General features: G+C 59.9%; 28 protein-coding genes. 11 read left to right on the top strand and 17 right to left on the bottom strand.

The genetic code is table 11. The annotated features are described in order from the left end of the window. The first annotated feature begins 302 nt into the window (after nucleotides 1-302). From PMI32_RS15360 to PMI32_RS15380, 6 genes are all read left to right on the top strand, one after another. A complete protein-coding gene (locus PMI32_RS15360; protein ID WP_008029132.1) occupies nucleotides 303-2,765 on the top strand; it encodes a TonB-dependent receptor plug domain-containing protein in 2,463 nt (820 codons plus the stop codon). Nucleotides 2,766-2,992: 227 nt separating this feature from the next. After that, nucleotides 2,993-3,754, top strand: a complete 762-nt coding sequence (locus PMI32_RS15365) for an ABC transporter permease (RefSeq protein WP_008029130.1) — start codon at nucleotides 2,993-2,995, stop codon at nucleotides 3,752-3,754. Nucleotides 3,755-3,763: 9 nt separating this feature from the next. After that, the gene (locus PMI32_RS15370) at nucleotides 3,764-4,525 is read left to right on the top strand and encodes an ABC transporter permease (RefSeq protein WP_008029127.1); all 762 of its coding nucleotides are present in this window, start codon (nucleotides 3,764-3,766) and stop codon (nucleotides 4,523-4,525) included. Between the two features lie 13 nt (nucleotides 4,526-4,538). Beyond that, a complete protein-coding gene (locus PMI32_RS15375) occupies nucleotides 4,539-5,333 on the top strand; it encodes an ABC transporter ATP-binding protein (protein ID WP_008029125.1) in 795 nt (264 codons plus the stop codon). A gap of 342 nt (nucleotides 5,334-5,675) precedes the next feature. Further along, entirely contained in the window at nucleotides 5,676-5,837 is a 162-nt protein-coding gene (locus tag PMI32_RS30430; protein ID WP_177318177.1) for a hypothetical protein, read from the top strand. A gap of 53 nt (nucleotides 5,838-5,890) precedes the next feature. Beyond that, complete coding sequence (locus PMI32_RS15380) at nucleotides 5,891-6,481, top strand: helix-turn-helix domain-containing protein (RefSeq protein ID WP_162130711.1); 591 nt, start codon at nucleotides 5,891-5,893, stop codon at nucleotides 6,479-6,481. A 346-nt stretch (nucleotides 6,482-6,827) separates the two neighbouring features. Here PMI32_RS15380 and PMI32_RS29755 read toward each other — a convergent pair whose 3' ends face one another. The 5 genes from PMI32_RS29755 to PMI32_RS15405 all read right to left on the bottom strand — a co-directional run bounded on the left by PMI32_RS29755 (nucleotide 6,828) and on the right by PMI32_RS15405 (nucleotide 12,456). Next, nucleotides 6,828-7,337 carry a hypothetical protein gene (locus tag PMI32_RS29755; protein WP_081500240.1) on the bottom strand — a complete coding sequence of 170 codons (510 nt, stop codon included), beginning with the start codon at nucleotides 7,335-7,337 and terminating at the stop codon, nucleotides 6,828-6,830. Between the two features lie 493 nt (nucleotides 7,338-7,830). Continuing rightward, entirely contained in the window at nucleotides 7,831-9,177 is a 1,347-nt protein-coding gene (locus PMI32_RS15390) for a glutamine synthetase family protein (protein ID WP_032828749.1), read from the bottom strand. Between the two features lie 23 nt (nucleotides 9,178-9,200). Then, the gene (locus PMI32_RS15395; RefSeq protein ID WP_008029115.1) at nucleotides 9,201-9,755 is read right to left on the bottom strand and encodes a helix-turn-helix domain-containing protein; all 555 of its coding nucleotides are present in this window, start codon (nucleotides 9,753-9,755) and stop codon (nucleotides 9,201-9,203) included. Between the two features lie 26 nt (nucleotides 9,756-9,781). Next, nucleotides 9,782-11,071: an NAD(P)/FAD-dependent oxidoreductase gene (locus PMI32_RS15400; RefSeq protein WP_008029114.1), complete on the bottom strand. Its 1,290-nt coding sequence runs from the start codon at nucleotides 11,069-11,071 to the stop codon at nucleotides 9,782-9,784. Nucleotides 11,072-11,253: 182 nt separating this feature from the next. After that, on the bottom strand, nucleotides 11,254-12,456 hold the full coding sequence (locus tag PMI32_RS15405; RefSeq protein WP_008029112.1) for an NAD(P)/FAD-dependent oxidoreductase: 1,203 nt from the start codon (nucleotides 12,454-12,456) through the stop codon (nucleotides 11,254-11,256). A 266-nt stretch (nucleotides 12,457-12,722) separates the two neighbouring features. Between PMI32_RS15405 and PMI32_RS15410 the strand changes: the two genes are divergently transcribed. After that, a complete protein-coding gene (locus PMI32_RS15410; RefSeq protein WP_008029111.1) occupies nucleotides 12,723-13,280 on the top strand; it encodes an RrF2 family transcriptional regulator in 558 nt (185 codons plus the stop codon). A gap of 126 nt (nucleotides 13,281-13,406) precedes the next feature. Here PMI32_RS15410 and PMI32_RS15415 read toward each other — a convergent pair whose 3' ends face one another. Together PMI32_RS15415 and PMI32_RS15420 are read right to left on the bottom strand one after the other, a co-directional pair. Continuing rightward, nucleotides 13,407-13,742 carry a hypothetical protein gene (locus PMI32_RS15415; protein WP_008029109.1) on the bottom strand — a complete coding sequence of 112 codons (336 nt, stop codon included), beginning with the start codon at nucleotides 13,740-13,742 and terminating at the stop codon, nucleotides 13,407-13,409. Nucleotides 13,743-13,812: 70 nt separating this feature from the next. Next, nucleotides 13,813-14,031 carry a hypothetical protein gene (locus PMI32_RS15420; protein WP_008029107.1) on the bottom strand — a complete coding sequence of 73 codons (219 nt, stop codon included), beginning with the start codon at nucleotides 14,029-14,031 and terminating at the stop codon, nucleotides 13,813-13,815. Nucleotides 14,032-14,201: 170 nt separating this feature from the next. Between PMI32_RS15420 and PMI32_RS15425 the strand changes: the two genes are divergently transcribed. Together PMI32_RS15425 and osmE are read left to right on the top strand one after the other, a co-directional pair. After that, on the top strand, nucleotides 14,202-14,441 hold the full coding sequence (locus tag PMI32_RS15425; RefSeq protein WP_008029106.1) for a hypothetical protein: 240 nt from the start codon (nucleotides 14,202-14,204) through the stop codon (nucleotides 14,439-14,441). Nucleotides 14,442-14,455: 14 nt separating this feature from the next. Next, the gene (osmE, locus tag PMI32_RS15430; protein WP_008029104.1) at nucleotides 14,456-14,815 is read left to right on the top strand and encodes an osmotically-inducible lipoprotein OsmE; all 360 of its coding nucleotides are present in this window, start codon (nucleotides 14,456-14,458) and stop codon (nucleotides 14,813-14,815) included. Nucleotides 14,816-14,858: 43 nt separating this feature from the next. Here osmE and PMI32_RS15435 read toward each other — a convergent pair whose 3' ends face one another. Continuing rightward, entirely contained in the window at nucleotides 14,859-15,062 is a 204-nt protein-coding gene (locus PMI32_RS15435) for a hypothetical protein (protein ID WP_008029102.1), read from the bottom strand. 222 nt (nucleotides 15,063-15,284) lie between these two features. Between PMI32_RS15435 and PMI32_RS15440 the strand changes: the two genes are divergently transcribed. After that, nucleotides 15,285-15,647 carry an NUDIX hydrolase gene (locus PMI32_RS15440; RefSeq protein WP_008029100.1) on the top strand — a complete coding sequence of 121 codons (363 nt, stop codon included), beginning with the start codon at nucleotides 15,285-15,287 and terminating at the stop codon, nucleotides 15,645-15,647. Between the two features lie 6 nt (nucleotides 15,648-15,653). On the opposite strand, the gene PMI32_RS15445 is transcribed toward PMI32_RS15440, so the two are convergent. The 9 genes from PMI32_RS15445 to PMI32_RS15485 all read right to left on the bottom strand — a co-directional run bounded on the left by PMI32_RS15445 (nucleotide 15,654) and on the right by PMI32_RS15485 (nucleotide 24,127). Then, a complete protein-coding gene (locus tag PMI32_RS15445) occupies nucleotides 15,654-16,352 on the bottom strand; it encodes an alpha/beta hydrolase (RefSeq protein ID WP_008029098.1) in 699 nt (232 codons plus the stop codon). Nucleotides 16,353-16,391: 39 nt separating this feature from the next. Beyond that, complete coding sequence (locus PMI32_RS15450; RefSeq protein ID WP_008029096.1) at nucleotides 16,392-17,165, bottom strand: 1,6-dihydroxycyclohexa-2,4-diene-1-carboxylate dehydrogenase; 774 nt, start codon at nucleotides 17,163-17,165, stop codon at nucleotides 16,392-16,394. Nucleotides 17,166-17,317: 152 nt separating this feature from the next. Then, nucleotides 17,318-18,331, bottom strand: coding sequence for a benzoate 1,2-dioxygenase electron transfer component BenC (gene benC / locus PMI32_RS15455; protein ID WP_008029094.1), 1,014 nt, complete (start codon nucleotides 18,329-18,331; stop codon nucleotides 17,318-17,320). A gap of 10 nt (nucleotides 18,332-18,341) precedes the next feature. Next, nucleotides 18,342-18,830 (bottom strand): benzoate 1,2-dioxygenase small subunit, encoded by a 489-nt coding sequence (benB, locus tag PMI32_RS15460; RefSeq protein ID WP_008029093.1) that lies wholly within the window; start codon nucleotides 18,828-18,830, stop codon nucleotides 18,342-18,344. Continuing rightward, on the bottom strand, nucleotides 18,830-20,191 hold the full coding sequence (benA, locus tag PMI32_RS15465; protein ID WP_008029090.1) for a benzoate 1,2-dioxygenase large subunit: 1,362 nt from the start codon (nucleotides 20,189-20,191) through the stop codon (nucleotides 18,830-18,832). The genes benB and benA overlap by 1 nt, the downstream gene beginning before the upstream one ends. Nucleotides 20,192-20,464: 273 nt before the next feature. Beyond that, complete coding sequence (locus PMI32_RS15470) at nucleotides 20,465-21,424, bottom strand: AraC family transcriptional regulator (protein WP_008029088.1); 960 nt, start codon at nucleotides 21,422-21,424, stop codon at nucleotides 20,465-20,467. A gap of 269 nt (nucleotides 21,425-21,693) precedes the next feature. Then, nucleotides 21,694-22,623 (bottom strand): catechol 1,2-dioxygenase, encoded by a 930-nt coding sequence (gene catA, locus PMI32_RS15475; RefSeq protein ID WP_008029084.1) that lies wholly within the window; start codon nucleotides 22,621-22,623, stop codon nucleotides 21,694-21,696. A 54-nt stretch (nucleotides 22,624-22,677) separates the two neighbouring features. Next, complete coding sequence (gene catC / locus PMI32_RS15480; RefSeq protein WP_008029082.1) at nucleotides 22,678-22,968, bottom strand: muconolactone Delta-isomerase; 291 nt, start codon at nucleotides 22,966-22,968, stop codon at nucleotides 22,678-22,680. Nucleotides 22,969-22,978: 10 nt separating this feature from the next. Further along, nucleotides 22,979-24,127, bottom strand: a complete 1,149-nt coding sequence (locus PMI32_RS15485) for a muconate cycloisomerase family protein (RefSeq protein ID WP_008029080.1) — start codon at nucleotides 24,125-24,127, stop codon at nucleotides 22,979-22,981. Nucleotides 24,128-24,251: 124 nt separating this feature from the next. Here PMI32_RS15485 and PMI32_RS15490 point away from each other — a divergent pair, with 124 nt between their 5' ends. Beyond that, nucleotides 24,252-25,148, top strand: coding sequence for a LysR family transcriptional regulator (locus tag PMI32_RS15490; RefSeq protein ID WP_008029078.1), 897 nt, complete (start codon nucleotides 24,252-24,254; stop codon nucleotides 25,146-25,148). Nucleotides 25,149-25,197 lie beyond the last annotated feature (49 nt).

Raw genomic sequence — 25,197 nt, 5'->3', positions numbered from 1 at the left:
ATCGCCGGCAAGCCGGCTCCTACAAGGGTCGTGTCGTCCGCAATTTATGTAATACCGCTCAACCTGTAGGAGCTGGCTTGCCAGCGATGGGGCCTTCAAGCCATGCGTCGCCAGTGAGGACGCTATCGCCAGCAAGCCGGCTCCTACAAAGGATTGTGTTGTTCTCAATTTCCGTGACACCGCTTCCCCTGTAGGAGCCGGCTTGCTGGCGATGGGGCCTCAAGGCGCGCATCGCTCATGCGGTCGCCATCGCCGGCAAGCCGGCTCCTACAGGGGCTGCGGACCTTTTAAGGACTCTGCTCATGTTCCATCGCACTCCGTTGGCCGGCGCTATTGCGCTGGTCATTGGCAGCCTTGCCGTGCCTGTTTCGGCTGCCGAAACCCAACCCACCGCCAGCGGCGATCACCTGGACACTGTCGTGGTGCTCGGCACCCGGCGCAGTGATGTCACCGCACTGGAAAGCGCCGCGCCGGTAGACGTCTTGACCGGCGAGCAATTGCAGCAGACCGGTGCGAGCGACCTGTCCGGCGCGCTCACGGCCCTGTCGCCTTCGTTCAGCTATCCGCAATCGCCCCAGGGCGCGTTCTCCGGTTCCATCGCTCAGGGCGCCTCGTTGCGTGGCCTGGCCTCCGATCAGGTGCTGGTGCTGGTCAACGGCAAACGCCGCCACACCAGCGCCAACGTCACGCGGCAAAGCCTGGTCAATGGCCGTGGCGCCGCCGCGGTCGACCTGAGCCTGATCCCCTTGAGCTCGATCCAGCGCGTCGAAATCCTGCGCGACGGTGCTGCCGCTCAATACGGCTCCGACGCCATCGCCGGGGTGATCAACATCGTGCTCAAGGAAAAGGACGACGGCGGCAACCTCGGTTACCGCTTCGGCGGCTACGACAAGGGTGACGGCATCCAGCGCAAACTCAGCGGCTGGAAAGGTTTCGCCCTGCCCAACGACGGCTTCCTGACCCTGAGTTTCGACGCCGGCAGCCAGGACCCGGCCAGCGACACCAACCCTGACAACCGGATCTTCTACCCCGGCTCCACCAGCATCAACACGCCGCGCGAGCAGAACAACCGCTACCGCACCTGGCGCTGGGGCTCGGGCAATGTCTCGGACCAGTACAACTTCGCCGCGAACAGCGAAGTCGGCATCGGCGACGGTCTGACGGCCTACGGTTTCGCCACCTACTCGCACAAAAACACCGACGCCGAAGGCTTCTTCGACCCGCCCACCACCCTGCGCAACAACTACAGCAGCACCGCGTTGCAGCGCTTCCCGGACGGGCGCCTGCCGATCACGCGCTATTCGCTGGAAGACTATGCGCTGACCGGCGGCCTGCGTTACGAAGACGACCTTCTGGGTAAATTCGACTTCGCCGTGAACCATGGCAACAACACCCTGAAGTCCACCGACCGTAACGCGATCAACCCCAGCTGGGGCGCCACCAGCCCGGAAAAAATCTTCACCGGCGAACGGGAGGCCGATCAGACCAACGTGACGCTGGACTGGGTGCGGGATTTCCCCACCGACCTGCTGTTCAAGCCGCTGACACTCTCGGCCGGCCTGGCCTGGCGTCAGGAGAATTACGAGCTGAGCGCCGGCGAAGCGGCAGGCTGGCAGAACGGCCCGTTGTTCAACACCGTCGACCCGGTTACCGGCCGGCGCATCCCGGGTTACTACTCGGGCATCACCCAGGTCGATGCGGCTTCACTGGACCGCAACGTGCTGGGTGCCTACATCGACGTCGAAGGGCAGATCACCGAGAAATTCCAGGCCGGCGTCGCGGTGCGCACCGAGCACTATTCGGACTTCGGCGACACCACCAACGGCAAACTGTCGCTGCGTTATGACTTCACCCCGCAGATCGCCGCACGGGCCACGGCCAGCACGGGTTATCGCGCGCCGTCGCTGGTGCAGAGCGGCTTGTCTTCGTTCAGCGTGCAGGTGGTCGAGCAGCCGCCCGGCAGCGGCAACTTCGTCGAAGTGCAGCAACGCACATTGCGCGCCGACAGCCCGGAAGCGGCGCTGCTGGGCGGCAAGTCGCTGAAACCGGAAGAGTCCACCAGTTATTCCCTGGGCCTGGTCTGGCGTCCGTTGGCCAATGCGTCGGTGACGCTGGACGCCTACCGGATCGACATCGACAACCGCATCACCCTCTCCGATCAGTTGCCGGCGGCGGTGGTGTCGCCGATTTTCGCCGGCACGCCCTACGCGAATATCCAGAGCGCGGCCTTCTACACCAACGTTGCCGACACCCGCACCGACGGGATCGAGCTGATGGGTAACTATCAGCTGGACCTGCAGCAATGGGGACGCCTGAACCTGAGCAGCGGCATCAGCCAGAACAACACGAAAATCACCGCCCTGCGCGATGTCGGCAACATCAAGGGTTCGCAGATTGTCGGCCGTACTACTCAGGGCCTGATCGAGGACGGCACACCGGAAACCAAACTGGTGCTGAGCGCCAACTGGCTGTTTGATGAGTGGGGTGTGACCGTGGCTCAGCGTCGTTACGGTGAATGGAAAAGCCTCAACGCCACCAACCCGACCCTGGATCAGACCTACAGCCCGCAATGGGTTACGGACCTGGATGTGTCGTACACCTTCAACAAGGCGCTGAAGCTGTCGGTGGGCGCGATCAACCTGTTCGACACGCACCCGGACAAGGCGGAAGGCGCGCAGTTGTACGGCGTACCGAAATACTCGATCACCAGCCCTGAAGGTGCGCAAGGTGCGTTCTATTACACCAGCGTCAGTTACGAGTTCTGACGCGGGTGCTGATGGGGTGTTGCTGGGGCAGCAATGGGTGTTGGTGAAGCACCACCGCTCTTGTAGGAGCCGGCTTGCCGGCGATGCGGTCTGCACGATTTCGGGTGTGCATGATGCCGCCATCGCCAGCAAGCTGGCTCCTACAGGGGCTGTGTGTTGCCAGGTGCATCGCGAATGGCACACCTCTTGCGATACCCCTGCGGTACTTCGCCGAAATAAGACCCGCCATGCGTACCCGACGTCTGTTGTTTTCACTGACCTGGCTCATCTCCCCTGCCGCCCTGCTGTTGCTCTGGGCGGTGGTGGCCGAGGCCGGGATTTTCCCGCGCAACCTGCTCGTCCCGCCCGCTCAGGTGTGGCAGACCTTCGAGGAACTGTCGGCCAGCGGTGAGCTGCTCGACCACTTGCTCAACAGCCTGTCACGACTGGGGCTGGGTTTCGGCATCGGCTCGCTGCTGGGCCTGGCGTTCGGGGTGCTGATGGCGTTGTCGAAGAACGTCGAGATCTACTGCTCGCCGCTGTTCCACACCCTGCGCCAGATCCCCAGCATCGCGCTGATCCCGATGTTTGTGCTGCTGTTCGGCATCGATGAAACCTTCAAGATCATCATCGTCGCCAAGACCGCGTTCTTCCCGGTGGCGCTGGCCGCCAGCGAAGGGGTCAAGGCCATTCCGCGCAGCTACTTCGAAGTCGCCGATGTGTATCGCCTGCGCTGGCCGACGTTTGTTCGCGCCATCGCCCTGCCCGCTGCCGCGCCGCCGATCATCACCGGTTTTCGCATCAGCCTGACCCGCGCCTGGGTGGTGTTGGTGGCCACCGAGTTGCTGGCCGCCGACAGCGGTCTGGGGCAGATGATCGAAATGAGCCGGCAGATGTTGCGCATTGATGTGGTGATGGTCGGGATTGTGGTGACCGGCGTTATCGGTTTCGCCCTGGACTTCACCTTTCGCCAACTGGAACAGCGGTTGTTCCGCTGGCAGACCCGCTAGGAGCCGATGATGATTCGATTGCTTGCCAAATCCCGCGGCCTGCTGCTGCCGCTGCTGTTGATCGGCGGCTGGGAATACCTGTCGCGCCAGGGTGCCGCCGGCGCGTACGCCTTTGTGCCGTTGTCGGCGATCGGCGCGGCGTTGCTTGAACTGTTGGCCAACGGCGAGTTGCTGGTGAACCTGCTGGCCAGCCTGGCCCGCACCAGCACCGGCCTTGCACTGGGCATTGTCTTCGGCGTGCTGCTGGGGGTGCTGATGGCGCTGTCGGCAGTGGCCAATCGGCTGGTCGGGCCGCTGTTTCATTCGATCCGCCAGGTGCCGATGCTCGGCTGGATTCCGTTGATCGCCATGTGGTTTGGCAATGGCGAGTTTTCCAAAGTGTTGATCGTCAGTCTCGCGGCGTTCTATCCAATGGTCCTCAACACGTATCAGGGTTTCAGCCATGTCGAGAAGCGCTATCGCGAGGTCGGCCAAGTGCTGGTGCTGAGCCGCTGGCAACGCTTTCGTCATGTGCTGCTGCCGGCGGCGCTGCCGAGCATTGCCACCGGCGTGCTGCATGCGCTGGCGTTTGCCTGGGTCACTGCGGTGGGCAGCGAACTGTTCCTGTCTTCGGGCGCCGGCCTGGGCAACCTGATGATGAACGCCGAAGCCGGCTCACGCATGGAAGTCATCGTCCTCAGCGTGCTGTGCATCGGCCTCTGCGGTTACCTGATGACCCTGCTGTTCACTCTTCTTAGCCGCCATCTGCTGCGCTGGCGCAACATTCGCTGAAAGGCCGATAACCATGAACGCAATTGCCCAACACGCTGTGCCACACAGCACCTCATTACACACTGGTGCGCTGCAGATTCGCGGCCTGAGCAAGGCCTACCGGATCGAAGGCCAGCCTTTGCCGGTGCTGCAGCAGATCAATCTCGACGTTCGTCCCGGTGAGTTCGTCAGCATCGTCGGTGCCAGCGGTTGCGGCAAGTCGACGCTGCTGCGGCTGGTCGTCGGGCTGGAGGACGACTATGAAGGCGACATTCTGCTGGATGGCAAACGGGTGGTCGGCACGAGCCTGGAACGCGGGATCGTGTTTCAGGACCATCGACTGTTTCCGTGGATGACCCTGAACCAGAACATTGCCCTGGCGCTGAAAAACCATCCGTTGTCCAAGGCAGAAAAGGACCGTTTGGTGGCCGAGCACATTGCGCTGGTCAACCTCGAAGGTTTTGAAAACGCCTACCCTCACCAGTTGTCCGGCGGCATGGCGCAGCGCGCGGCCATCGCCCGCGCACTGATCAACCAACCGAAAGTGCTGCTGCTCGACGAACCCCTCGGCGCCCTCGACGCCTTGACCCGGGTACGCCTGCAACATGAGTTGCAAAGGATCTGGGTGCAACAGCGCTGCACGGTGATCATGGTCACCCACGACATCGAAGAAGCGCTGTACCTGGGCGACCGGGTCATCGTGATGGACGCCCACCCGGGCCGGATCAAGCACGAAATCAAGGTCGACCTGCCCCACCCTCGGGACCGGGCTTCAACGGTGTTGCAGGGGTACAAGGAACAGCTGCTTGAGGAATTGGTGGGGCATTAAACGTCGGACCTGTAGGAGCCGGCTTGCTGGCGATTGAAGCGACGCGGTGTGTCCGATGCGCCGCCATCGCCGGCAAGCCGGCTCCTACAAGGTCATTTGATAAACACAGAATCCTGTAAGAGCTGGCTTGCCGGCGATGGCGTCTGGCTTGATACACCGCATCGATCCGATCGCCAGCAAGCCGGCTCCTACAGGATCAGGGGGGCATCCAGAGTCCTTCTGATAGCTGGCTTTTAAAAGAACCAAAAGGAATTAATAAATACATAAACAGTATTTATCGTTATAAAAATATCCGCGTAGTCTCAGACCATCCCGTCATTCACCACGACAGTGAAGAGCCCTATGAATCCGACCGCCAACATCATCGACTTCGCCAGCTACCGCAAACGCAAACAAGCGCAGCAACGGGCACGGGCCATGTGGGAAATGTACGCACGCAATGCTGGCCTGCAGGCCTTTCAGTGGGTTCAGGCTTCGCGTTCGACCGAGACTCGTCAGGCGTGAATACACAAAACCCCTCGCGCTTTCTGGCGAGCGCTGACGAACCCGTGCTGGACCTGAACAACCTCGAATCACTGGAAGAGGACCCGATCTGCGAGCGGGTCGCGCAAAACCTGCAGCGCCTGCGGGGCAAGCGTCACCTCTCCCTCGACGCCCTCGCACGACAATGCGGTGTGAGCCGGGCGATGCTCGCGCAGATCGAATCCGGACGCAGCGTGCCGTCGATCAAAGTGCTGTGCAAAATCGCCAAAGGCTTGAAGGTTTCAGTGGCCGCATTTCTTGAACATCGGGCCTTTGAAGGGGTGGCCGTGTTATCGGCGAGCCAGAGCAAACGCCTGGTCAGCGCCAGCGGCGCCTTTGTCAGCCGAGCGCTGTTCCCGTTTGACGTGGCGCGCCAATCGGAGTTTTACGAACTGCGCCTGAGCCCATTGGGAGAGGACGTCTCCGAGGGCCATGGCCCCGGCGTCCAGGAGAACCTGGTGGTTTCGCAGGGCGTACTGGAAATCAGCGTCAACGACGAACGCTACCTGCTTTCCACCGGCGATTCGATCCTGTTTTACGCCGACCAGCCCCACCGCTATCGCAACCCGGCGGACAGTGAAGCGGTGGCGTATCTGGTGGTGACTTACCCGGAACGCCTTGACTGACAAAACCGGCTTGCGGGTGATGGTGGCTTTGCTGACGCCATCGCCAGCAAGCCGGCTCCTACAGGGCGGGTGGTCAACTCCAACTCATCGAACGACGCAAACATTGTAGGAGCCGGCTTGCTGGCGATGGCGCCCTCAAGTACGCCTTCGCCGGCAAGCCTGGCTCCTACAGGGCGGGTGGTCAACTCCAATTCATCGAACGACGCAGACATTGTAGGAGCCGGCTTGCCGGCGATGCCGATCTCAAGTACGCCTTCGCTGGCAAGCCTGGCTCCTACAAAAGCAGGACATAAAAAAGCCCGGCCAATCTGCATTGGCCGGGCTTTTTAATGGCTGTCGCTCAGGATCAGCAGGTGCAGCACATCATCGGCATGCCATTGCAGCTCATCATCATCGGCATGCTGCAATCGTTCATCATTTTCATCATCAGGGTGCAGCAGTTTTTCATCATGTCCATGTTCATGCCCGCCATCGGCATGATTTTGCACATCATGCCGTCAGCCATCATGGTGCATTCCATCACGCACTTCATCGACGGCATCGGCATGCCCATCATCGGCATTGGCATCATCATGTTCATCATCGGCATGGCCATGGCCGCCTGGGACATGCACATCATGCTCATGTTGCCGCAGTGCATCATCATCGGCATGCCGCAGTTCATCATCATCTGCATCATTTCCGCGCTGTTCTTGAACATCGCCATGTCCATGCCCGCGGCCGGCATCATTTTGCACATCATGCCGTCGTCCATCATTTCGCACGTCATGGTCGCCATCATCATCGGCATGCCCATCATCGGCATCATCGGCATGTTGGCGTTCATCGGCATTTGCATCTGCATGGCGTTCATCATGGTGTTGTTCCCCAAAGGTTTGAATAGTTGGACGAAGCTGATGGGGCCGATTCTAAGGATTGGGTCGGGGGCAACAAGATGACCATCGAACAGCGGAATTTGATGCTGGGGCAGCTTTAACGAGGTGGATGGAACGTCTATTTCTGCCATGACCGCCATTCGGATTCGATTGCAGATACAACCCAATTCACAACGCGGATTTCACGGTTATGGATATGCAGAAGAGGTCTATTTAAATAACCGAAAGAAATAATCGTTCTAACTGAATGAATATTTTTTGAAGCACAGCTTATTTCAGGCAAAAAAAAATCCCAGGCAGCTGATGGACGCCTGGGATTTAAAAATGCATAAACCGTGGTGGTGAACGCGGTGCGGATATTACGGAATATTTCACCGTGTAACAAGATATTTTGACTCACCAGCCGGTTACTAATCTTTCCAAGTCCTTAAATATCCACACTTTTTTTAAGGTCGAGTAACGAAAAGCGGTCAACTATAAGTACCAGCGATATTCACGCGCATTGATGTCCTGCATAAATGCCAAATGGTCCTGACGCTTGTTTTCGCAGTAGACATTTACAAACTCCGCACCCAACCCTTCACGCAACTGCGCGTTGTGTTGCATGGATTGAACGGCCTCCAGCATCTCCAGCGGGAAGTTGATGCCACTGCTGCGATCTTCATTCAACGGTGCTATCGGTTGACGACCGGTTTCAAGTCCTTGTTCCAACCCGACCAGAATCGCCGCCAACACCAGATACGGGTTGGCATCGGCACCGGCGAGGCGATGTTCGATGCGCAGATTCCTCGCGTCCGACTCAGGAACCCGCAGGCAGGCATCCCGATCTTCGAAACCCCAACTGGCACGCGTCGCGACATTCACGGTGCCGCTCAAGCGACGCAGCGCATTGTGGTTCGGCGCGAAGATCGGCATGCAATGCGGCAACAGTTCTAGGCAACCGGCCACGGCATGGCGCAGCGGCTGTTGGTCATTGGCCGCTAAAAGGTTATTGCCCGCCTCGTCGTACAGGCTCACATGAACATGCATGCCGCTGCCGGGGTGTTGCAAGTAAGGCTTGGCCATGAAACTGGCGCGGTAGTTGTGCTTGAGCGCCACGCCACGGGTGCTACGGCAAAACAGCGCCGCCCAGTCGGCAGCCCGCAGGCCGTCATCCAGGTGGCCGAAGTTGATTTCGAACTGACCCGGGCCCAGCTCGGCAGTAATCACCGTGGTGTCGATGCCTTGCGCCCGCGCCGTCTCGACCATTTCATCGAGCACCGGCGCAAACCGCGACAGCCGCTCGATGTGCATGTTCGGCTGATCGTCCGCATCGTCGGTCAGCGGATCGCGCGCAAACTGCGGCAAGCCGTCACGCAACTGGCGATCGAACAGGTAGAACTCCAATTCGAAAGCCACCACCGGGAAGATCCCTTTGCCAGCGAGGCGTTCCAGCACTTGCGCCAGTACTTCCCGAGGCTCGAAGACGATCGGTTTTTCAGTGCCGCTGGAGGTGATCAACATCTGCCCCAGCGGCTGTTTTTCCCAGTCGACAATTTTCAACGTACCCGGCACCAACCGACGGGGCGCATCCGGGTCGCCGTCGTTGAAACAGTAGTCGCCGATTTTGAACAGCCCGCCTTGAGTGCCGAGCAATACACAATTCTGCGGCAGCTTGAGCGCGCTGCCGGCGGCGACCTTTTCGAGCATCTCGATCGGATAGCGCTTGCCGTAGAAATGCCCCGGGATGTCCAGGGAAATCAGGTCGACGTAGCGCACATCCGGAAAGCGCTGCCGAAATGCGCGCACTTCAGCAACCAGATCAGAGCAGACAGCATCCATCATGTTGTTCCTTGTTGTTTTTATCAGGTGTAAACCCAGAGCACCCGGGTGAGCTGATCGGTGAGATTGCCGTAGCGGCAATGGGTATGGCTGGCGAGTTGAAAGCTGTCCCCGGCCCCCAGGGTGACCGGTTGATTGTCATCCAGCCAAAGTGTCAGTTGCCCTTCGAGCACGTAACCGCCCTGCTCCGAGCTGTCATCCATGTGCCGGTCACCACTGCTGGCGCCGGGCTCGAGACGGCTTTCGAGCATCGAGAACGAGGCGCGCATTTTCGGCGAGACCAGAATGTCGGTGATGCCGTCGGCGTAATACAGCGTGCGGCGCTCGTCCGGACGGGTCACCCACGGCAAGGCCATGGGTTTGGGCAAGCTGTAGAAATAGGTGGTCGGCACGCCGAGGGTTTCGCTGATCGCGGTCAAGTCCGCCACGGTCGGACGTGACAATCCACGCTCGACTTGCGAAAGAAAACCGACGGAGCGACCGATCTTGTCCGCCAGTTCCTTGAGCGTGTATTTCTTGTGTTTGCGCAGGTCCTGAATCAGGATCGCCAGCGCCGAAATCTCTTCTTGCATGTCCATCTGAAAGCTTCCAGAAAATGTGCGTTTCAAAGGCTGTCGCGCAACCGATACCAGGCCTTGCCGATGGCTTCCAGGGGCGCTGCCATGTATTTGCCGCCGGGGAAACTGCCGTTGACCAGGCCCTGATACAAGCCCAGCTCGTCTGCCTGACCGAGTATCGCGTCGGACACGGCGCGAGCCCCGGCCAGGGTCGGCAGCACACCGTGGCCCGAATAACCCTGCAGCCAATAGAGATCGCCGCGTCGGCCAATGTCAGGCGTGCGATTGAGCGTGAGGTCGATATGGCCGCCCCAGGCGAATTCCAGTTCGACGCCCTTGAGCTGAGGAAATACCCGTTGCAGGAACGGCCGGGTCGCGGCGGCGATGTCCTTCGGCATGCCCCCCAGGTAGGTGCAACCGCCGCCGAACAGCAAGCGGTTATCCGGCGTACGACGGAAATAATCGAGAACGAACTGATTGTCGGTGACGCAGACATTGCTCGGCAGGAGCGCGGTCGCCTGTGCTTGCGAGAGCGGCGCGGTGGCCACCTGATAGGTGCCGACCGGCAACACACAACTTGATAGCTGCGGATCGAGCCGGTCCAGATAGGCATTGCACGCCAGCACCAGCACATCGGCCCGGATGCGCCCGCGCTCAGTGGTGACCACGTACCGGCCACCCTCCTCGCGGTAATTCAGCGCCTTGCTTTGTTCATGAATACGACCACCGGCGCGCTCGATGGCAGCCGCCAGGCCGAGTGCCAGTTTCAACGGGTTCAGGTGTCCGCCTTCAGGATCAAACAGGCCCGCCTGGTAGCGCTCGCTGGCGACCCATTGCGGCAACTGCTCACGGGGAATGAATTGCAATCCATCGTGACCCCATTTGTGGCTCGCCTCGTGTTGCCACTCGGTCAGCAGGCTCACCCGTCGCGGCATCACCGATGTCCAGAGGTGGCCTGGCCGATAATCACAATCGAATTCATGCCGGGCAGGCAGCGCGCGCAATTCCTGCGCGGCCCAGCGCATGCCGTCCCACAGGCGTCGCGCACGCTCATAACCCAGCGCGGCCTCCAGCGGCGGCATATCGCACGACCAACCGAGAATGGCCTGACCGCCATTGCGCCCCGACGCCGCCCAGGCCACTCGACTGGCTTCCAGCAGCGTCACGCGCTTGCCCGCCAGGGCCAGTCGCAATGCTGTGTGCAAACCACTGAAGCCGGCGCCGATGATCAACACGTCGGTGTCGTGCTCGCCCTCCAACGCCGCACGTTCCACCAAGCGATCTGCGCAAGTGTGAGCGTAGTAACTGGCGACGTGGCGGGTGGATTGCTGGAACATGTGGGCCTCATGAAATTTTATTATTTAATTTTCATGAAAAAATACACACGTTATTTCACGAACGCAAGAACCTGTAGGAGCGAGCCTGCTCGCGATGGTGTGTCAGTCAACCCAATGTGGCTGACACTCCATCGCGAGCAGGCTCGCTCCTACAGGGATTCGGGTGATTTCCGCTCAGCGACTCAAGCGATCGGGATCAGCGGATCTGCTGCGGCCCATGCGGTTGCACGATCAGCTGCCGGCGGGTAGATCCACACGGTGTTGATCTGCGTTTTCAGGTTCTTGCCTTCCTGTTTCACCAGTTTGACCTGACGGTCCCAGCCCTCGGTGTACACCGCGCCCCAGGCACCCAGGTCCAGGCAGGTGACGTATTTGGGTTGGCTGTACGGCGTCGGGTCCACGCCCAGGATCTGCGCGGCAACGTTATTGCCGGCGTGACGCCCCAATACGATGGCGTGTTGGCAGGTCATCAAGGCGTAGTTGCCAATGTCGTCGGACGCGGCATAAGCCACATCGCCGGTGGCAAAGATATCGTCCTGACCGATGACTTTCAGGTGGCTGTCCACGTGCAGGCGGCCCAGGTGATCGCGTTCGGCAGGGATCTGCTCGGTCAGCGAACTGGCGCGCACGCCGGTGGTCCAGACCACGGTTTTGGCCTCGATACGCTGGCCGTCGCTCAAAGTGACACCGTTGGCATCGACGGAAAGGACCGAAGCCTTCAAGTGCCATTTCACACCGGTTTCAATACTGGCCTCTTCGATCGACTTGGCGATTTCAGCCCCCATCGACCCGCCAATTCTCTCGCCACGATCGACAATGATCACCTCGACGTCGGCCTGATCGCCCAAAATGGCACGCAGACGTGCGGTCATTTCGGTCGCCGTTTCAATCCCGGTGAAGCCGCCGCCGGCCACCACCACGGTGTTGCGGGCTTTGCTTTCCGGCAGGCTGGCCAGGGATTTCAGATGGTTTTCCAGGCGCACGGCTTCTTCGATTTGGTCGACATCGAACGCATGTTCAGCCACGCCTGCGGTCGCCGGAATCGCCAGGCGGCTGCCGGTGGCCAGAACGAGTTTGTCGTAGCTGCACACCTGTTTCGAACCCGAGGCGTCGACATAACCCACGCGTTTTTGCCCGACGTCGATGGTTTGCGCAGCGCCCTTGATGAACTTCACGCCCACCGCATCGAACAGCTCGCCAATCGGCGCGGCCAGTTGGTGCGCGTTCGGCTCATAGAAGCGCGGACGCACGCGCAGCTCGGCCTGCGGGGCCAGGACGGTGACTTCTACGTCGTTGTGACCATGAATGTCGAACAGGCGTGTGGCGCTCAAAGCCGTCCACATGCCACCGAAACCTGCGCCGATTACCAGAATGTGCTGTTTCATCTTTAACTCCGTGAGAAGGCCGATCAATGAATTCGTAGAGGTCGTGTGCTTGTCAGTGCCGACCGAATAACTACGACTGTATTGATCCTAGTTAATTTACGCAATCGGTTTTTTCTGATGGTTGCCATCGAAAGGTTCGATGGCTCGACCGAGAGAGCCTTTACCCACGCACAAGGGGTAATACCCAGAGAGATGCGCCGACGGGATTCGTTGCCTGCCTAACCTTCAGCTGCTAACATTTGCGACAAGATTAGTCGGAGATCCAAATGTCTCTTTACAGCGCTGGCGTTGAGTACGGCATTCATTGCCTGATTTTCCTGGTGGGCAATTGCGGCGACACCCGTGAGGCGAGCGTGCGTGACCTCGCAGAGCTGCAAGGCGTGCCACTGGACTATCTGGCGAAAATTTTCACCAAACTGGCCAAGGCAAAACTGGTGGTCGCCACTGAAGGCGTGCGCGGCGGGTTCAAGCTGGCCCGGCCCTCCGACGAAATCAGCGTGCTCGATATCGTCAATGCCATCGACGGCCAAAAGCTGATTTTCGATTGCCGGGAAATTCGCGCGCGTTGCGCCCTGTTCGAAGGTTCCGCCCCGGATTGGGCGGTGTCAGGCCATTGCTCGGTCCATGCGGTCATGATGACGGCGCAGAAACGCATGGAAGATGCCCTCGCCCAGCAGACCATCCTGGATCTCGCCAGGAAAGTCGGACGAAAGGCGCCCTCGGAGTTCAGTGCTCAGGTTGATAACTGGATGAGTGATCGCCGGGACAAGAAAAGCGCTGCCCCGGTCGCTGACGAACAGACCATTGCGGTTACCAACATTTGAAATGTGTTTGGCGACTGACGCCATCGCCAGCAAGCCGGCTCCTACAGGAAATTGCGGTGTCCTTGTAGGAGCCGGCTTGCTGGCGATGGCAATCTATCAAACGCCGCAATAACTCGCGGCCAAGTCTTACAAACAGTCACGAACCGACTGACGCAGTGCGCCTGACTTGGCCCATGGCGGCCCTTGATACAGCGAAACCCGGCTGCCCTCTTTCGATTTCACGACATCCAGAATTTCGTCGGCCGTGATGATGCTCGGCGCCTTGATCCGGTAGCCATTGGAAATCGGCGTTTGAGTCGTATTGGAAATCTGTTTCTGCCACGCCGGCAATACGCAGGCGGCATACTCCTTCGGCGCCTTCTCACTGTATTTGCTGAAATTCGGCTCACCCGGCACCAGTGACGCAGGCAAGGAGCACCCCGCCAGTAACGCCACCACGACTCCCGCAATCAACGTCCGCATGACGCCCCCCTATTCAAAAAAAAGGAAATGTAGCGCGTCGTCTTGCAGACATCCATTCAATGAGCCTTTCTCAATGTTTGTCGATGTTCTGGCCGGGATGCGCAGCGGGCCGCTCGTTCAGGAAAGTCATCCATCGTTCATACGCTTCGTGCTGCCATTGAATGACCCGCTCCCATTCCGGGCCGCTGAGTTGATGAGCGGAAATCAGCTTCATCATCTCCGTGGTCGCCGCGTCCAGATCGACCATCAGCTCATGCGCGTGAACCCTGAAGTCATCGGTCGTCGTCATTTGAAATTGCCTCGCCCCGGCGGAAATTCGCCACTTCAATACGACAGCAAATCTTTTCGCTCGCGTGCATCTTCCCGACCAAAGGCAGCATTGGCAGTTCGGACGAACAAAACGCCCTGTCCAGGGAAATGGGACTAAAATTTCGTAGCAGAGGTTTTCTGGAGATCGTCATGTGGCTCAACGAATCTGAAAACGAACTTCGACGTGACCTGCAAAGCGTTGCGTCGGACCTGAGGTGGTCGGCTGTAGAGCTTTTGCGCCTGGCAGACCAGTTAAAGCTGTCTGGCAATGATGTCGATGCGCAGGCGGTGCTGAGGCTGTGCGACCTGTTTCAGGGCGACGAACAGCGATTGGCAGGCTATGCCGAAGAAGTGAAAGCGAAGGCCATCAGTCGCAACAAAGCTCACTGAACAGGAGCGCGGCCATGAACAAGCCTTTATTCGCGCTGGTTGTCGTACTGGCAGCGCTGGCGGGCTGCAGCACTGAATCACGCCTCTATGGCGACCTCCCGTTGGTCGCCAACGTCGAGACCGGAATGAGCAAGGATCAGGTCGAGCAAATCGGCGGCCCGCCTCAAACCATCACCGACCGCACGGCTGTGCCTGGTACTTGCTATGACTACAAGCTGACGAAAGCCGGCCGTCAACAGGCGTACAACGTCAGTTTCGATGACCGGGGCAAGGTCGACCACACCAGCTTCATCACCTGTGCGGAATGGAGCCGCCTGCAAACAAAAGCCAGGGAGTCTTCCCATAGCGCTGGCGGGGGCGGCGGCGGTTACTGAGACGAAATGAAAAGCCCCGGAAAAAACCGGGGCTAGAAGCGTTTTACTTAACCGTCGTCTGGTTGCTTGCCGGCCTTTTGGCCCGGGATTTGTAACCGGGAAGTGCCGCGGCAAAGGCCAGTGCCTCTTCCCGGCTGGCAAAAGCGCCCAGTTGGTCACCTTGGGTGCACACCCGCCATGGGCCATTGCTCACGCTAAGTACGTCATAACCGTTCATGTGCATCTTATTCAGCATCGGAACGCTCATAAGTCACCTCCATTTTCGGTACTGATGTCCAGGATTGACCTGCCTACCTTACACCCGCCCTTTGCCGAGGTGCCGACCAGACGTCGCGACAGGATTCCGCCATTCGGTTGCACTTTCAGCCCCTGTGAGACCTCTAACCAGCCAAGAGGCCCGTGCAGCCTTGGGCGGCCTGAATATTGCATTTTTATTACTGTTTTATGACAACAGGCATTCAGGTAACACATGAAAGTACGCGCAACCGTCATTTGTGAGCAGGACCGGCACGTTCTCCTGGTGCGCAAGCCAAGGTGTCGCTGGACGTTGCCCGGCGGAAAGGTCGAGCCCGGAGAAACCGCGGCAGGCGCCGCCATGCGTGAGCTTCAGGAGGAGACCGGGCTTGGGGTCGACGACATGCTGTACCTGATGCAACTGGAAACGGGCGGCACCCGACACCACGTTTACGAGGCGTCGGTGCTCAACTCGTCTGAGGCCCGGCCGCAAAACGAAATTTTCGACTGCCTGTGGTATCCGCTGGACGCCGTGCAGAACCTGAACACCAGCGACGCCACGCTGCGAATCGTCAGAGCGTTTCAGCGTCGCCTGTAAGGTGGGTCAGGCCTTGGCCACTGCCGTTGCCGCCTTGTCGATAAACGCCGCCACTTCGACCGGCATCGAGGCAAGGGACGCGTGACTGGCGTGCAACGTCAGGACCTCTTTGGCGTTCAACCGCCCCGCCATCCACTGCTGGTTTTGCGGCGCGATCATCCGGTCGTCGGTCGACACCTGATACCACGACGGTTTGTTCTTCCACGCCACCGTAGTGATCGCATCGCCAAACGTGCCGGCCAAGGGGGCTTTTTGGGTGATGCCCATGACCAATCCTTCGGCTGCGGGCAAGTCCTGACAGAAGCTTTCGTGGTAAAGCTCCGGTTTGACCCACAAATAACCATCACTGTCGGGGGCCAGGTTCGCTGCGGCAGCGGGTGGATGCCGTTGAGTGATGGCGCCGGGACTTTCACCCGCGTCCGGCGCGAACGCGGCGATGTACACCAGACCCACGACATTCGCTTGATCGCCGGCCTCAGTGATGACCGCACCGCCATAGGAATGCCCCACCAACAGCACCGGCCCCGCCACTTGCGCGACCATTTTGCGCGTGCGTTCGGCATCATCGGCCAGCGACGTGAGCGGCATCTCGACCGCGCGGATGCGGGTGTAGCCCTTTTTCAGCAGTTCGGCGATAACCTTGTTCCAGTGGGCGGCACCGCCCCAAAAACCATGGACCAGCACGATCGTGGTTTTTTCACTCATCACGTTGACTCCGTTTGATGGGGTTGTTGGCGAACGCTGTCAGCCCTGGTCGCCACCACCCACCGGCATGATCATGCCGGTGATATAGGACGCTTCGTCGCTGGCCAGAAACAGAATAGCGCCTGCCTGCTCATCCAGCGTGCCATAGCGCTTCATCAAACTGCTGTCGAGCGTCTGGTCGACGATCTGCTGGTACCACACTTTTTCTTCGGCGCTCTGTTCGGCGCTGTTACGCGGAATCACCCGCGGCGGCGCTTCGGTGCCTCCGGGTGCCGTGGCATTGACCCGCACGCCACGACCGGCGGTTTCGAACGCCAGGCACGCGGTCAGCGCATTCACCCCGCCCTTCGCCGCACCGTACGGCACACGGTTGATGCTGCGCGTGGCGATGGACGAGACGTTGACGATGGCGCCGCTGCCCTGCTCCAGCATGAACGGCAGCGCCGCATGACAGCACCATAACGTCGGGAACAGCGAACGGCGGACTTCGGCCTCGATCTGCTCGGCTTCGTAGTGTTCGAACGGCTTGGCCCAGATCGTCCCGCCGACATTGTTGATGAGGATGTCGAGACGACCGAAGCGTTCGACGGCGGTTTGCATCACACGGTTGCATTCGCCGTATTGCTCTAGATCGGCGGTCAGCGCGAGCACCTGGCTGTCCTTCCCCAATTGCTGCTGCACTTCAAACACCAGCTCGGAGCGGTCAACCAGAATCAACCGCGCCCCTTCCGCCGCCATGCGCTCGGCAACACGCCGGCCGATACCTTGGGCGGCACCGGTGATCAACGCGACTTTTTCGTGAAATCTGTTCATACCTGCCTCGAATCTAAAATCGCTCTAGACCTGTAGGAGCTGGCTTGCCAGCGATGGACGCACAGGCACCGCATTAGTCCTGTAAAAACGCGTTATCGTTAACGTCCATCGCTGGCAAGCCAGCTCCTACAGGGGGACGTGGTCACACAGCTTTATGCCGCGCTGGCAGCGAATTTTTCGTAGTAGAAATTCACCGGCGCAATGCCTTGCTCGCGAATGTACTGGCTGACCGCCTCGACCATCGGCGGCGGGCCGCACAGGTAGACATCGACGTCGCCCTCGTTCAAGTGTTTGGGCTCGATGTGCTGGGTCACGTAGCCCTTGAGCGGGTGCTGGCTGTCGGGGCTGGCCACGCAGGCGCTAAAGCTGAAATTCGGGATTCGCGCGGCGAAGGCTTCCAGCCGATCCATTTCCACCAGGTCGAAATCGTTGGTCACGCCGTAGATCAGATGCAGCGGATGTTCACTGCCCTGCTCGGCGATTTTTTCCAGCATCGCGGTGAATGGCGCAAGCCCCGTACCACCGGCCAGCAGCAACAACGGCCGACGGATGTCGCGCAGATAAAAACTGCCCAGCGGCCCGGCCAGGCTCATGTTGTCGCCGGCCTTGGCCATGCCGGTGAGGAAGCTGCTCATCAAACCGCCAGGTACATTGCGAATCAGGAAACTGACCTCGCCGTCGCGCTGCAACGAGCTGAACGAATAGGCGCGGGTCTGCTCGCTGCCGGGAACCCCGAGGTTCACGTACTGCCCCGGCAGGAACGCCAGTTTGCTCAGCGCATCGCCCTTGATCGACAGTGCGATGGTGCTGTCGGACAACTGGCGCACGGCGCTGATGGTCGCTTCAAAACTGGCCTGCTGGGTGCGGCAGACTTCCGAGGAGGCCGGCACCCGAACCACGCAATCGCTCTGGGCGCGCATCTGGCAGGTCAGGACAAAACCCTGTTCGGCTTCCTCCGCCGTGAGCGCGTCTTCGATGTATTCCTCGCCCAGGTCGTAACTGCCGGCCTCGGCGAAACACTTGCACGTACCGCAAGCGCCGTCGCGGCAATCCAGCGGAATGTTGATGCCTTGGCGGTACGCGGCGTCGGCCACGGTTTCACCGGCGTTGGCGTCGATGAAACGGGTGACGCCGTCTTCAAAATTAAATGCGATGGAATGAGTCATGACGGCCGCCTCACAGGTGGTAAACATCGATGACCTGGCGAACGTAGTCGTTCTTCAGGATCACTTTCTTGGCCTTGATCAGCGGGTTTTCGCCGCGCATATCGAGGGTGTAGAAACTGCTGCCGAAATAGCTGTCGACGGTCTTGTAGCGAAAGCTCAAGGTGTGCCAGTTGAAGCGCACCTTGCACAGGCCGTCCGCCTGTTCCAGAAGCTCGATGTTGCTGATGTTGTGCGAGGTGCGGGTGTCCGGCACCGTGGCGCTGGAACGCTCGGTCTTGATGCGGAAGATGCGGTCTTCCAGACCCGTGCGGTTGCCGTACCAGATCAGCGAGATTTCCCGCTGCGGGTCTTCAGTCAGTTCGTCGTTGTCGTCCCAGGACGGCATCCAGAACGTCGCATCCGTGGCGTACAACTCCAGCCATTCGTCCCATTGCCGGTCATCGAGGTAACGCGCTTCGCGATAGAGGAAGTCGCGCACGGTTTCATAGGTGATGGTCATTACACGGTCTCCACGGCAATCAGCTTCGATTGCTCGGCAGCCAGGGCCTTGAGCATGGTTTGCTGCCAATACTTGTGCTGCAACACGAACAGGCCTTCGTCCTCGGTGCGCACACCGCTGAGCAACGGATGCAGGTCAATTTCCTTCGCTGCCTCATCGGCGCCTTCGACCCAGTGCTCGGCGCCACGGGACATGTCGTTCCAGGCGGTCACGCTGCCCTGGTAACCGGTCTGGCAGGAGCGAAACTCTTCCAGATCGTCCGGGGTGGCCATGCCGCTGACGTTGAAGAAATCCTCGTACTGACGAATCCGGCTCGAACGGGCGTGATCGCTTTCGCCTTTGGGGGCGATGCAGTAAATGGTGATTTCCGTGCGGTTGACCGAAATCGGCCGGGCGATGCGGATCTGCGAGCTGAACTGGTCCATCAGGTACACGTTCGGGTACAGGCACAGGTTGCGCGAGTTTTCGATCATCCAGTCGGCGCGGGCCTTGCCGAAGTCCTTGGCCAGCTCATCGCGACGTTCGTACAGCGGACGATCCTCAGGGTTGGCCCAACGGGTCCAGAGCAGCATGTGGCCTTTTTCGAACGAGTAGAAACCACCGCCCTGCTTGGCCCAGCTGCCGGCGCTCATGGTCGGGTTGGTGTCGCCGGCCTCGCGCTGTTTGCGCTGGTTCTGGGTGGCGGCGTAGTTCCAGTGCACCGAGCTGACGTGGTAACCGTCGGCGCCGTTTTCGGCGGTGAGTTTCCAGTTGCCTTCGTAGATGTAGCTGGACGAACCGCGCAGCACTTCCAGGCCGTCGGCGGACTGGTCGACGATCATGTCGATGATCTTCGCCGACTCGCCCAAATGCTCAACCAGCGGCACCACGTCAGCCTTGAGGCTGCCGAACAGGAAGCCGCGATAGGATTCGAAGCGGGCGACTTTGGTCAGGTCGTGGGAGCCTTCGCAGTTGAAGCTCGCCGGGTAGCCCGCCGCTGCCGGGTCTTTGACCTTCAGCAGTTTGCCGGAGTTGTTGAAGGTCCAGCCGTGGAACGGGCAGGTGTACGAGCTTTTGTTGCCGGACTTGTGTCGGCAAAGCATCGCGCCACGGTGACTGCAGGCGTTGATAAAGGCGTTCAGCTCACCGTCCTTGTTGCGCGCGATGAAGATCGACTGGCGCCCCATGGTGGTGGTGTAGAAATCGTTTTTGTTGGGGATCTGGCTTTCGTGCGCCAGGTACAGCCAGTTGCCTTCGAAGATGTGTTCCATCTCAAGGTCGAACAGCCGCGGGTCAGTGAACATCTCGCGCTTGCAGCGGTAGATGCCTTGTTCTGGATCGTCCTCGAGCAAGGATTGAAGATATTCGGGTCGCAGGGTCATGGCCGCCGCCTCCATTGTTATTGTTCAGGCAAGGCTCATGCTAGGACGGGGCAATAGGGTGGACTATCCGCTGGGTGCAGACCTTTATCCGTTTAGTGCAAAGACCGATGTAGGAGCCGGCTTGCCGGCGATCGACGCAACGCGGTGTGCCAGACACACCACCATTCTGTAGGAGCCGGCTTGCTGGCGATTCAGGCGATGCGGCGTGTCAGATAGACCGCGTCGCTTGAATCGCCAGCAAGCCGGCTCCTACAGTTCGTGGTGTACCTGCGATCAGTCGCGGCGTTTGAGGGTGTCCGACGGTAACTCGCCGAACTGCTTGCGATAGTTATCCGAAAACCGCCCCAAATGCAGAAACCCATAATCCATCGCCACTTCCGTAACGTTACGCACATTACAGGTCGGATCGCTCAGGCAAGCATTGATACGCTCCAGACGTTTCTGCCGGATGTAGTTTTTCGGCGTGGTGCCGGCGTTGCGTTCGAACAAGCCATACAGTGAACGCAGGCTCATCCGTGCCTGGCGCGCCAGTTCTTCACTGTCGATGTCCTGCTTGAGGTGGCGTGCGATGTAGTCGGCAATCACCTCGAACGTGGCCGTCTGTGAGCCGAGGTTGATGCGGCTGACGTTGGTCTGCATCAGGCTGAGCATCTTGCTGACGATGATCTGTGCGTAATGCTCCTGCACCTTGGGAATCTGCTCGGTGGCCTCGGCCTCCTGGCAAATCATCGCCAGCAGTCCGACAAACCCTTCCAGTTCATTGAGTTGGTAACGGTTCTCCAGAAACCGCACGCCCTGCCCCGGATAACGCCAGCGCTGCTCGTCGCACACGGACTCAAGCAACGTCGTGGGAACTTTGAGGATGAATTTTTCGCAATCGTCAGAGTACGTCAGGTCCACCGGATCGTCGGGATTGATCAGCAGCAACTCGCCAGGCGCGAAGTAATGTTCCTGACCGTGCCCGCGCCACAGGCAGTTGCCACGCAGCAACACTTGCAGGTGGTAGATGCTTTCCAGTGCGCCCGAGGTGACCCGCACGCTGCCGCCATAGCTGATGCGGCACAGGTCGAGGCTGGCAAACTTGCGATGATTGAGACTGGCCAGGGGTTGCCCGGCGCGCGGCATCAGGATGCAATGATTACCGACATGCTGATTGACGTAGCCCGACACCGCGTACGGGTCGGCATGGTCGAATACGGAGCTGCGCTGACTCAACAGTTGCGCTTGCATCATCGGGTCACTCTCGTTGTTTTTATGGGGTGCGTCGGGTCATTCTAAGGCAGTGCTTGCAGCAGTGTGTCAGTTGATCGACATGTGGAATGTCCGGGCCCCTTCGCGAGCAAGCCCGCTCCCACATTCGATCGCGATTCTTCAGGTGAAAAGCAACCAACTGTGGGAGCGGGCTTGCTCGCGAAGGGGCCATCAGCTTCAACATCAATGTTGACTGACACTCCGCTTTCGCGAGCAGGCTCGCTCCCACAATGGTCCCACCGTTATAGAGATCAGTCCTCCAGCGCGCGAACCCGCTCGTGACGCTGCTGCTCTTGCGGCTGGGCGGACGACTGCAAGGTGAAATCGAATTCGATCTCGGCAAAACGACCGCTGACGCCATGCGCCGCTGCGCGTTGTTGATCATCGCTGAAGGTGATTTTCGCGATCAGCTCGTCACGGGTGGCGTAGGCGAAATCGTCGTGCAGGTATTGATCGCCGTCGAGGTTGATCTGTGTGGTCAGGTGACGATGATCCGGCGCCGAGATGAAGAAATGCACGTGCGCCGGACGCTGGCCGTGACGACCCAGTTGATCGAGCAGTTGCTGGGTCGGACCGTCCGGCGGGCAGCCGTAACCCGACGGCACGATGCTGCGGAAGCGGTAGCGACCTTCGGCGTCGGTGACGATGCGGCGACGCAGGTTGAATTCGGATTGCGTGGTATCGAAGTACGAATAAGTGCCGCCGGTATTGGCGTGCCAGACATCCACAATCGCACCGGCCAACGGTTCGCCGGCGGTGTTGAACACACGGCCCTGCATGAACAGCGTCACACCCGGATCGACGCCATCATCCAGACGCGCTTCACCTTGGGACAATGGCGCACCGGCCACGTACAGCGGGCCTTCGATCGTGCGCGGCGTGCCGCCAGCCTTGCCGGCCTGTTCGTCTTCGGCGTCCATCAGCAGGTCGAGGTAGTGTTCCAGGCCCAACCCGGCCACCACTAGTCCAGCCTCCTGGCGCGCACCCAGCACGTTGAGGTAGTTGACGGCTTTCCAGAACTCTTCCGGGGTCACGGCGAGGTCTTCGATGATGTTCACCGAGTCACGCAGGATGCGGTAGATCAGGGCTTTGGTGCGTGGATTGCCGGCATCGTTGTGCAGGCCGCTGGCCTCTTCGAGAAACTTCTGGGCTTTGGCAGTGTGGGAAATTTTTACGTTCATTTTATCGGTTCCTCATCTTGTAATTATTAGCGTGGCGAACTGAACAGGCCAGGTTCAGCGGTCATCCTCGCGGATGGAAGAAGGATGCCGGCACATCGCGGTGACTTCGATCGCCATGTACGGGTACAGCGGCAATTGCATGAGCAAGTCGTGCAGCTCTTGAACGCTGTCGACATCGAACACGCTGTAATTGGCATAGAGCCCGGCAATGCGCCACAAGTGACGCCACTTGCCTTGATCCTGCAGCCGCTGGGCCAGGGCTTTTTCGTCAGCCTTGAGCTGCGCGGCGCGTTCGGGGTTCATGTCGACCGGCAAATTCACGGTCATCTTTACGTGGAACAGCATAATGCTCTCCTCAGGCTTGATGAATGGCAGTGGATGTCTTGTCTCGACGGAAAAACGCCAGGCGCTCTTCATCGAGGTTCAGGCCCAATCCCGGGGTTTTCGGCACGTGCAGCTCGAAATCGCGATAGACCAGCGGCTCGCTGAGAATGTCTTCGGTCAACAGCAGCGGGCCGAACAGCTCGGTGTCCCACGCCAGCTTGTTCAGCGTGACGAAGGCATGGGCCGACGCCATGGTGCCCAGACCACCCTCAAGCATGGTGCCGCCGTACAGGCCGATGCCCGCCGCTTCGGCAATCGCGGCGGTTCGCAGCACGGCGCGTGGGCCACCGTTCTTGGCAATCTTCAGGGCGAACACCGAAGCCGCGCCTTCACGGGCCAGGTTGAACGCATCTTCCACGCACTCGATGGATTCATCGGCCATGATTGGCGCCGGGCTGATGGCGTTCAGGCGCGCCATGCCCGAGCGGTTATTGCGCGAGATCGGCTGCTCGATCAGGTCGATGCCGTTGCTGCCGAGAATCCGGCAGGCGCGCAACGCGACGGCTTCATCCCAGGCCTGATTGACATCGACCCGCACGCTGGCGCGATCGCCAAGGGCTTTCTTGATCGCGATGACGTGGGCCAGATCGCGATTGACTTCGCCGGCACCGATTTTCAGTTTGAAGATGCGATGGCGGCGCAGGTCGAGCATTTTTTCCGCTTCGGCGATGTCCTTGTCGGTATCGCCGCTGGCCAGGGTCCAGGCCACTGGCAGCGCATCCCGAACGCGGCCGCCCAGCAGTTCGCTGACCGGCAGGCCAAGGCGCTTGCCCTGGGCATCAAGCAACGCGGTTTCGATACCTGACTTGGCGAAGGTGTTGCCACGGATGCTGCGCTCCAGGCGCAACATCGCAGCGTTGACGTTGGCGCTGTCCTGACCCAGCAGCAGCGGCGCGAAGTGCCGGTCGATGTTGGTCTTGATGCTGTCCGGGCTTTCATTGCCATACGCCAGGCCACCGATGGTGGTGGATTCGCCAATGCCTTCAATGCCATCGGCGCAGCGCACGCGAATGATCACCAGCGTCTGGTTCTGCATGGTGTGCATCGCCAGCTTGTGCGGGCGGATGGTCGGCAGATCGACGATGATCGTCTCGATCGATTCAATGGCAGTTGCAAGCATGTCGATACCCGTCAGGTTCTTAAAGTTCTGGAACCGATTCTGGTACGGCTTTTTTCGGGAAGCCAATATAGAATTGGTCTGACTTGATACCTTTAAGGTATGCAAACTGCTTTACGGAGGCCTCATGGAACTGCGTCACCTGCGGTATTTTCAGGTGTTGGCTCAAACCCTCAACTTCACCCGCGCCGCCGAACTGCTGCACATTGCCCAGCCGCCGCTGAGCCGACAGATTCAGCAACTGGAGGATGAACTTGGGGTGCTTTTGCTGGATCGCGGACGGCCGCTGAAGCTGACCGACGCCGGGCGGTTTTTCCATGAACACAGCACTGCCCTGCTGGAGCAACTGGGCAAGGTCTGCGACAACACGCGACGCATCGGCCTGGGGGAAAAAACCTGGCTGGGGATTGGTTTTGCGCCGTCGACACTCTATGGCGTGCTGCCGGAACTGATCCGCCGTTTGCGCAGCGGCGAGCCTCTGGAGCTGGAACTGGGGCTCTCGGAAATGACCACGCTGCAACAGGTGCAGGCGCTCAAGGCCGGTCGGATCGATATCGGTTTCGGCCGCATCCGCATCGACGACCCGGCCATCATCCAGACGGTGTTGACCGAAGATCGGCTGGTCGCCGCCCTGCCCGCCGGTCACCCGCTACTGGCCGGGCCGATCAGCCTGCGCGAACTGGCAAAGGAACCTTTCGTGCTGTACCCCGGCAACCCGCGCCCCAGCTACGCCGACCATGTGATCGGGTTGTTCGAGTCCTATGGCGTCAGCATTCACGTGGCGCAGTGGACCAACGAACTGCAAACCGCCATCGGCTTGGTGGGCGCAGGAATCGGCGTAACCCTGGTGCCTGCGTCGGTGCAATTACTGCACCGCGACGACATCGGCTTCACGCCGCTGCTGGAAGACAACGCGACCTCGCCGATCATCCTCAGCCGACGCGTGGGCGACGTGTCGCCAGGGTTGAATCATTGCTTGCGGATGATTGATGAATTATCGCCGCAACAGCTGAACGCTTTGTAGGAGCCCGGCTTGCTGGCGATGGCGTCCGTGAAATCGCCATCGCCGGCAA

The organism is Pseudomonas sp. GM60 (assembly GCF_000282415.1).
Lineage (GTDB): Bacteria > Pseudomonadota > Gammaproteobacteria > Pseudomonadales > Pseudomonadaceae > Aquipseudomonas > Aquipseudomonas migulae.
This window is presented reverse-complemented; position numbering and strand designations above follow the sequence as displayed.

Bases quoted from the DNA above. Each gene is read 5' to 3' on its own strand.
- PMI32_RS15360 (WP_008029132.1), top strand. From the start codon at position 303: ATGTTCCATCGCACTCCGTTGGCCGGCGCTATTGCGCTGGTCATTGGC.
- PMI32_RS15365 (WP_008029130.1), top strand. From the start codon at position 2,993: ATGCGTACCCGACGTCTGTTGTTTTCACTGACCTGGCTCATCTCCCCT.
- PMI32_RS15370 (WP_008029127.1), top strand. From the start codon at position 3,764: ATGATTCGATTGCTTGCCAAATCCCGCGGCCTGCTGCTGCCGCTGCTG.
- PMI32_RS15375 (WP_008029125.1), top strand. From the start codon at position 4,539: ATGAACGCAATTGCCCAACACGCTGTGCCACACAGCACCTCATTACAC.
- PMI32_RS30430 (WP_177318177.1), top strand. From the start codon at position 5,676: ATGAATCCGACCGCCAACATCATCGACTTCGCCAGCTACCGCAAACGC.
- PMI32_RS29755 (WP_081500240.1), bottom strand. From the start codon at position 7,337: ATGATGAACGCCATGCAGATGCAAATGCCGATGAACGCCAACATGCCG.
- PMI32_RS15390 (WP_032828749.1), bottom strand. From the start codon at position 9,177: ATGGATGCTGTCTGCTCTGATCTGGTTGCTGAAGTGCGCGCATTTCGG.
- PMI32_RS15395 (WP_008029115.1), bottom strand. From the start codon at position 9,755: ATGGACATGCAAGAAGAGATTTCGGCGCTGGCGATCCTGATTCAGGAC.
- PMI32_RS15400 (WP_008029114.1), bottom strand. From the start codon at position 11,071: ATGTTCCAGCAATCCACCCGCCACGTCGCCAGTTACTACGCTCACACT.
- PMI32_RS15405 (WP_008029112.1), bottom strand. From the start codon at position 12,456: ATGAAACAGCACATTCTGGTAATCGGCGCAGGTTTCGGTGGCATGTGG.
- PMI32_RS15410 (WP_008029111.1), top strand. From the start codon at position 12,723: ATGTCTCTTTACAGCGCTGGCGTTGAGTACGGCATTCATTGCCTGATT.
- PMI32_RS15415 (WP_008029109.1), bottom strand. From the start codon at position 13,742: ATGCGGACGTTGATTGCGGGAGTCGTGGTGGCGTTACTGGCGGGGTGC.
- PMI32_RS15420 (WP_008029107.1), bottom strand. From the start codon at position 14,031: ATGACGACGACCGATGACTTCAGGGTTCACGCGCATGAGCTGATGGTC.
- PMI32_RS15425 (WP_008029106.1), top strand. From the start codon at position 14,202: ATGTGGCTCAACGAATCTGAAAACGAACTTCGACGTGACCTGCAAAGC.
- osmE (WP_008029104.1), top strand. From the start codon at position 14,456: ATGAACAAGCCTTTATTCGCGCTGGTTGTCGTACTGGCAGCGCTGGCG.
- PMI32_RS15435 (WP_008029102.1), bottom strand. From the start codon at position 15,062: ATGAGCGTTCCGATGCTGAATAAGATGCACATGAACGGTTATGACGTA.
- PMI32_RS15440 (WP_008029100.1), top strand. From the start codon at position 15,285: ATGAAAGTACGCGCAACCGTCATTTGTGAGCAGGACCGGCACGTTCTC.
- PMI32_RS15445 (WP_008029098.1), bottom strand. From the start codon at position 16,352: ATGAGTGAAAAAACCACGATCGTGCTGGTCCATGGTTTTTGGGGCGGT.
- PMI32_RS15450 (WP_008029096.1), bottom strand. From the start codon at position 17,165: ATGAACAGATTTCACGAAAAAGTCGCGTTGATCACCGGTGCCGCCCAA.
- benC (WP_008029094.1), bottom strand. From the start codon at position 18,331: ATGACTCATTCCATCGCATTTAATTTTGAAGACGGCGTCACCCGTTTC.
- benB (WP_008029093.1), bottom strand. From the start codon at position 18,830: ATGACCATCACCTATGAAACCGTGCGCGACTTCCTCTATCGCGAAGCG.
- benA (WP_008029090.1), bottom strand. From the start codon at position 20,191: ATGACCCTGCGACCCGAATATCTTCAATCCTTGCTCGAGGACGATCCA.
- PMI32_RS15470 (WP_008029088.1), bottom strand. From the start codon at position 21,424: ATGATGCAAGCGCAACTGTTGAGTCAGCGCAGCTCCGTATTCGACCAT.
- catA (WP_008029084.1), bottom strand. From the start codon at position 22,623: ATGAACGTAAAAATTTCCCACACTGCCAAAGCCCAGAAGTTTCTCGAA.
- catC (WP_008029082.1), bottom strand. From the start codon at position 22,968: ATGCTGTTCCACGTAAAGATGACCGTGAATTTGCCGGTCGACATGAAC.
- PMI32_RS15485 (WP_008029080.1), bottom strand. From the start codon at position 24,127: ATGCTTGCAACTGCCATTGAATCGATCGAGACGATCATCGTCGATCTG.
- PMI32_RS15490 (WP_008029078.1), top strand. From the start codon at position 24,252: ATGGAACTGCGTCACCTGCGGTATTTTCAGGTGTTGGCTCAAACCCTC.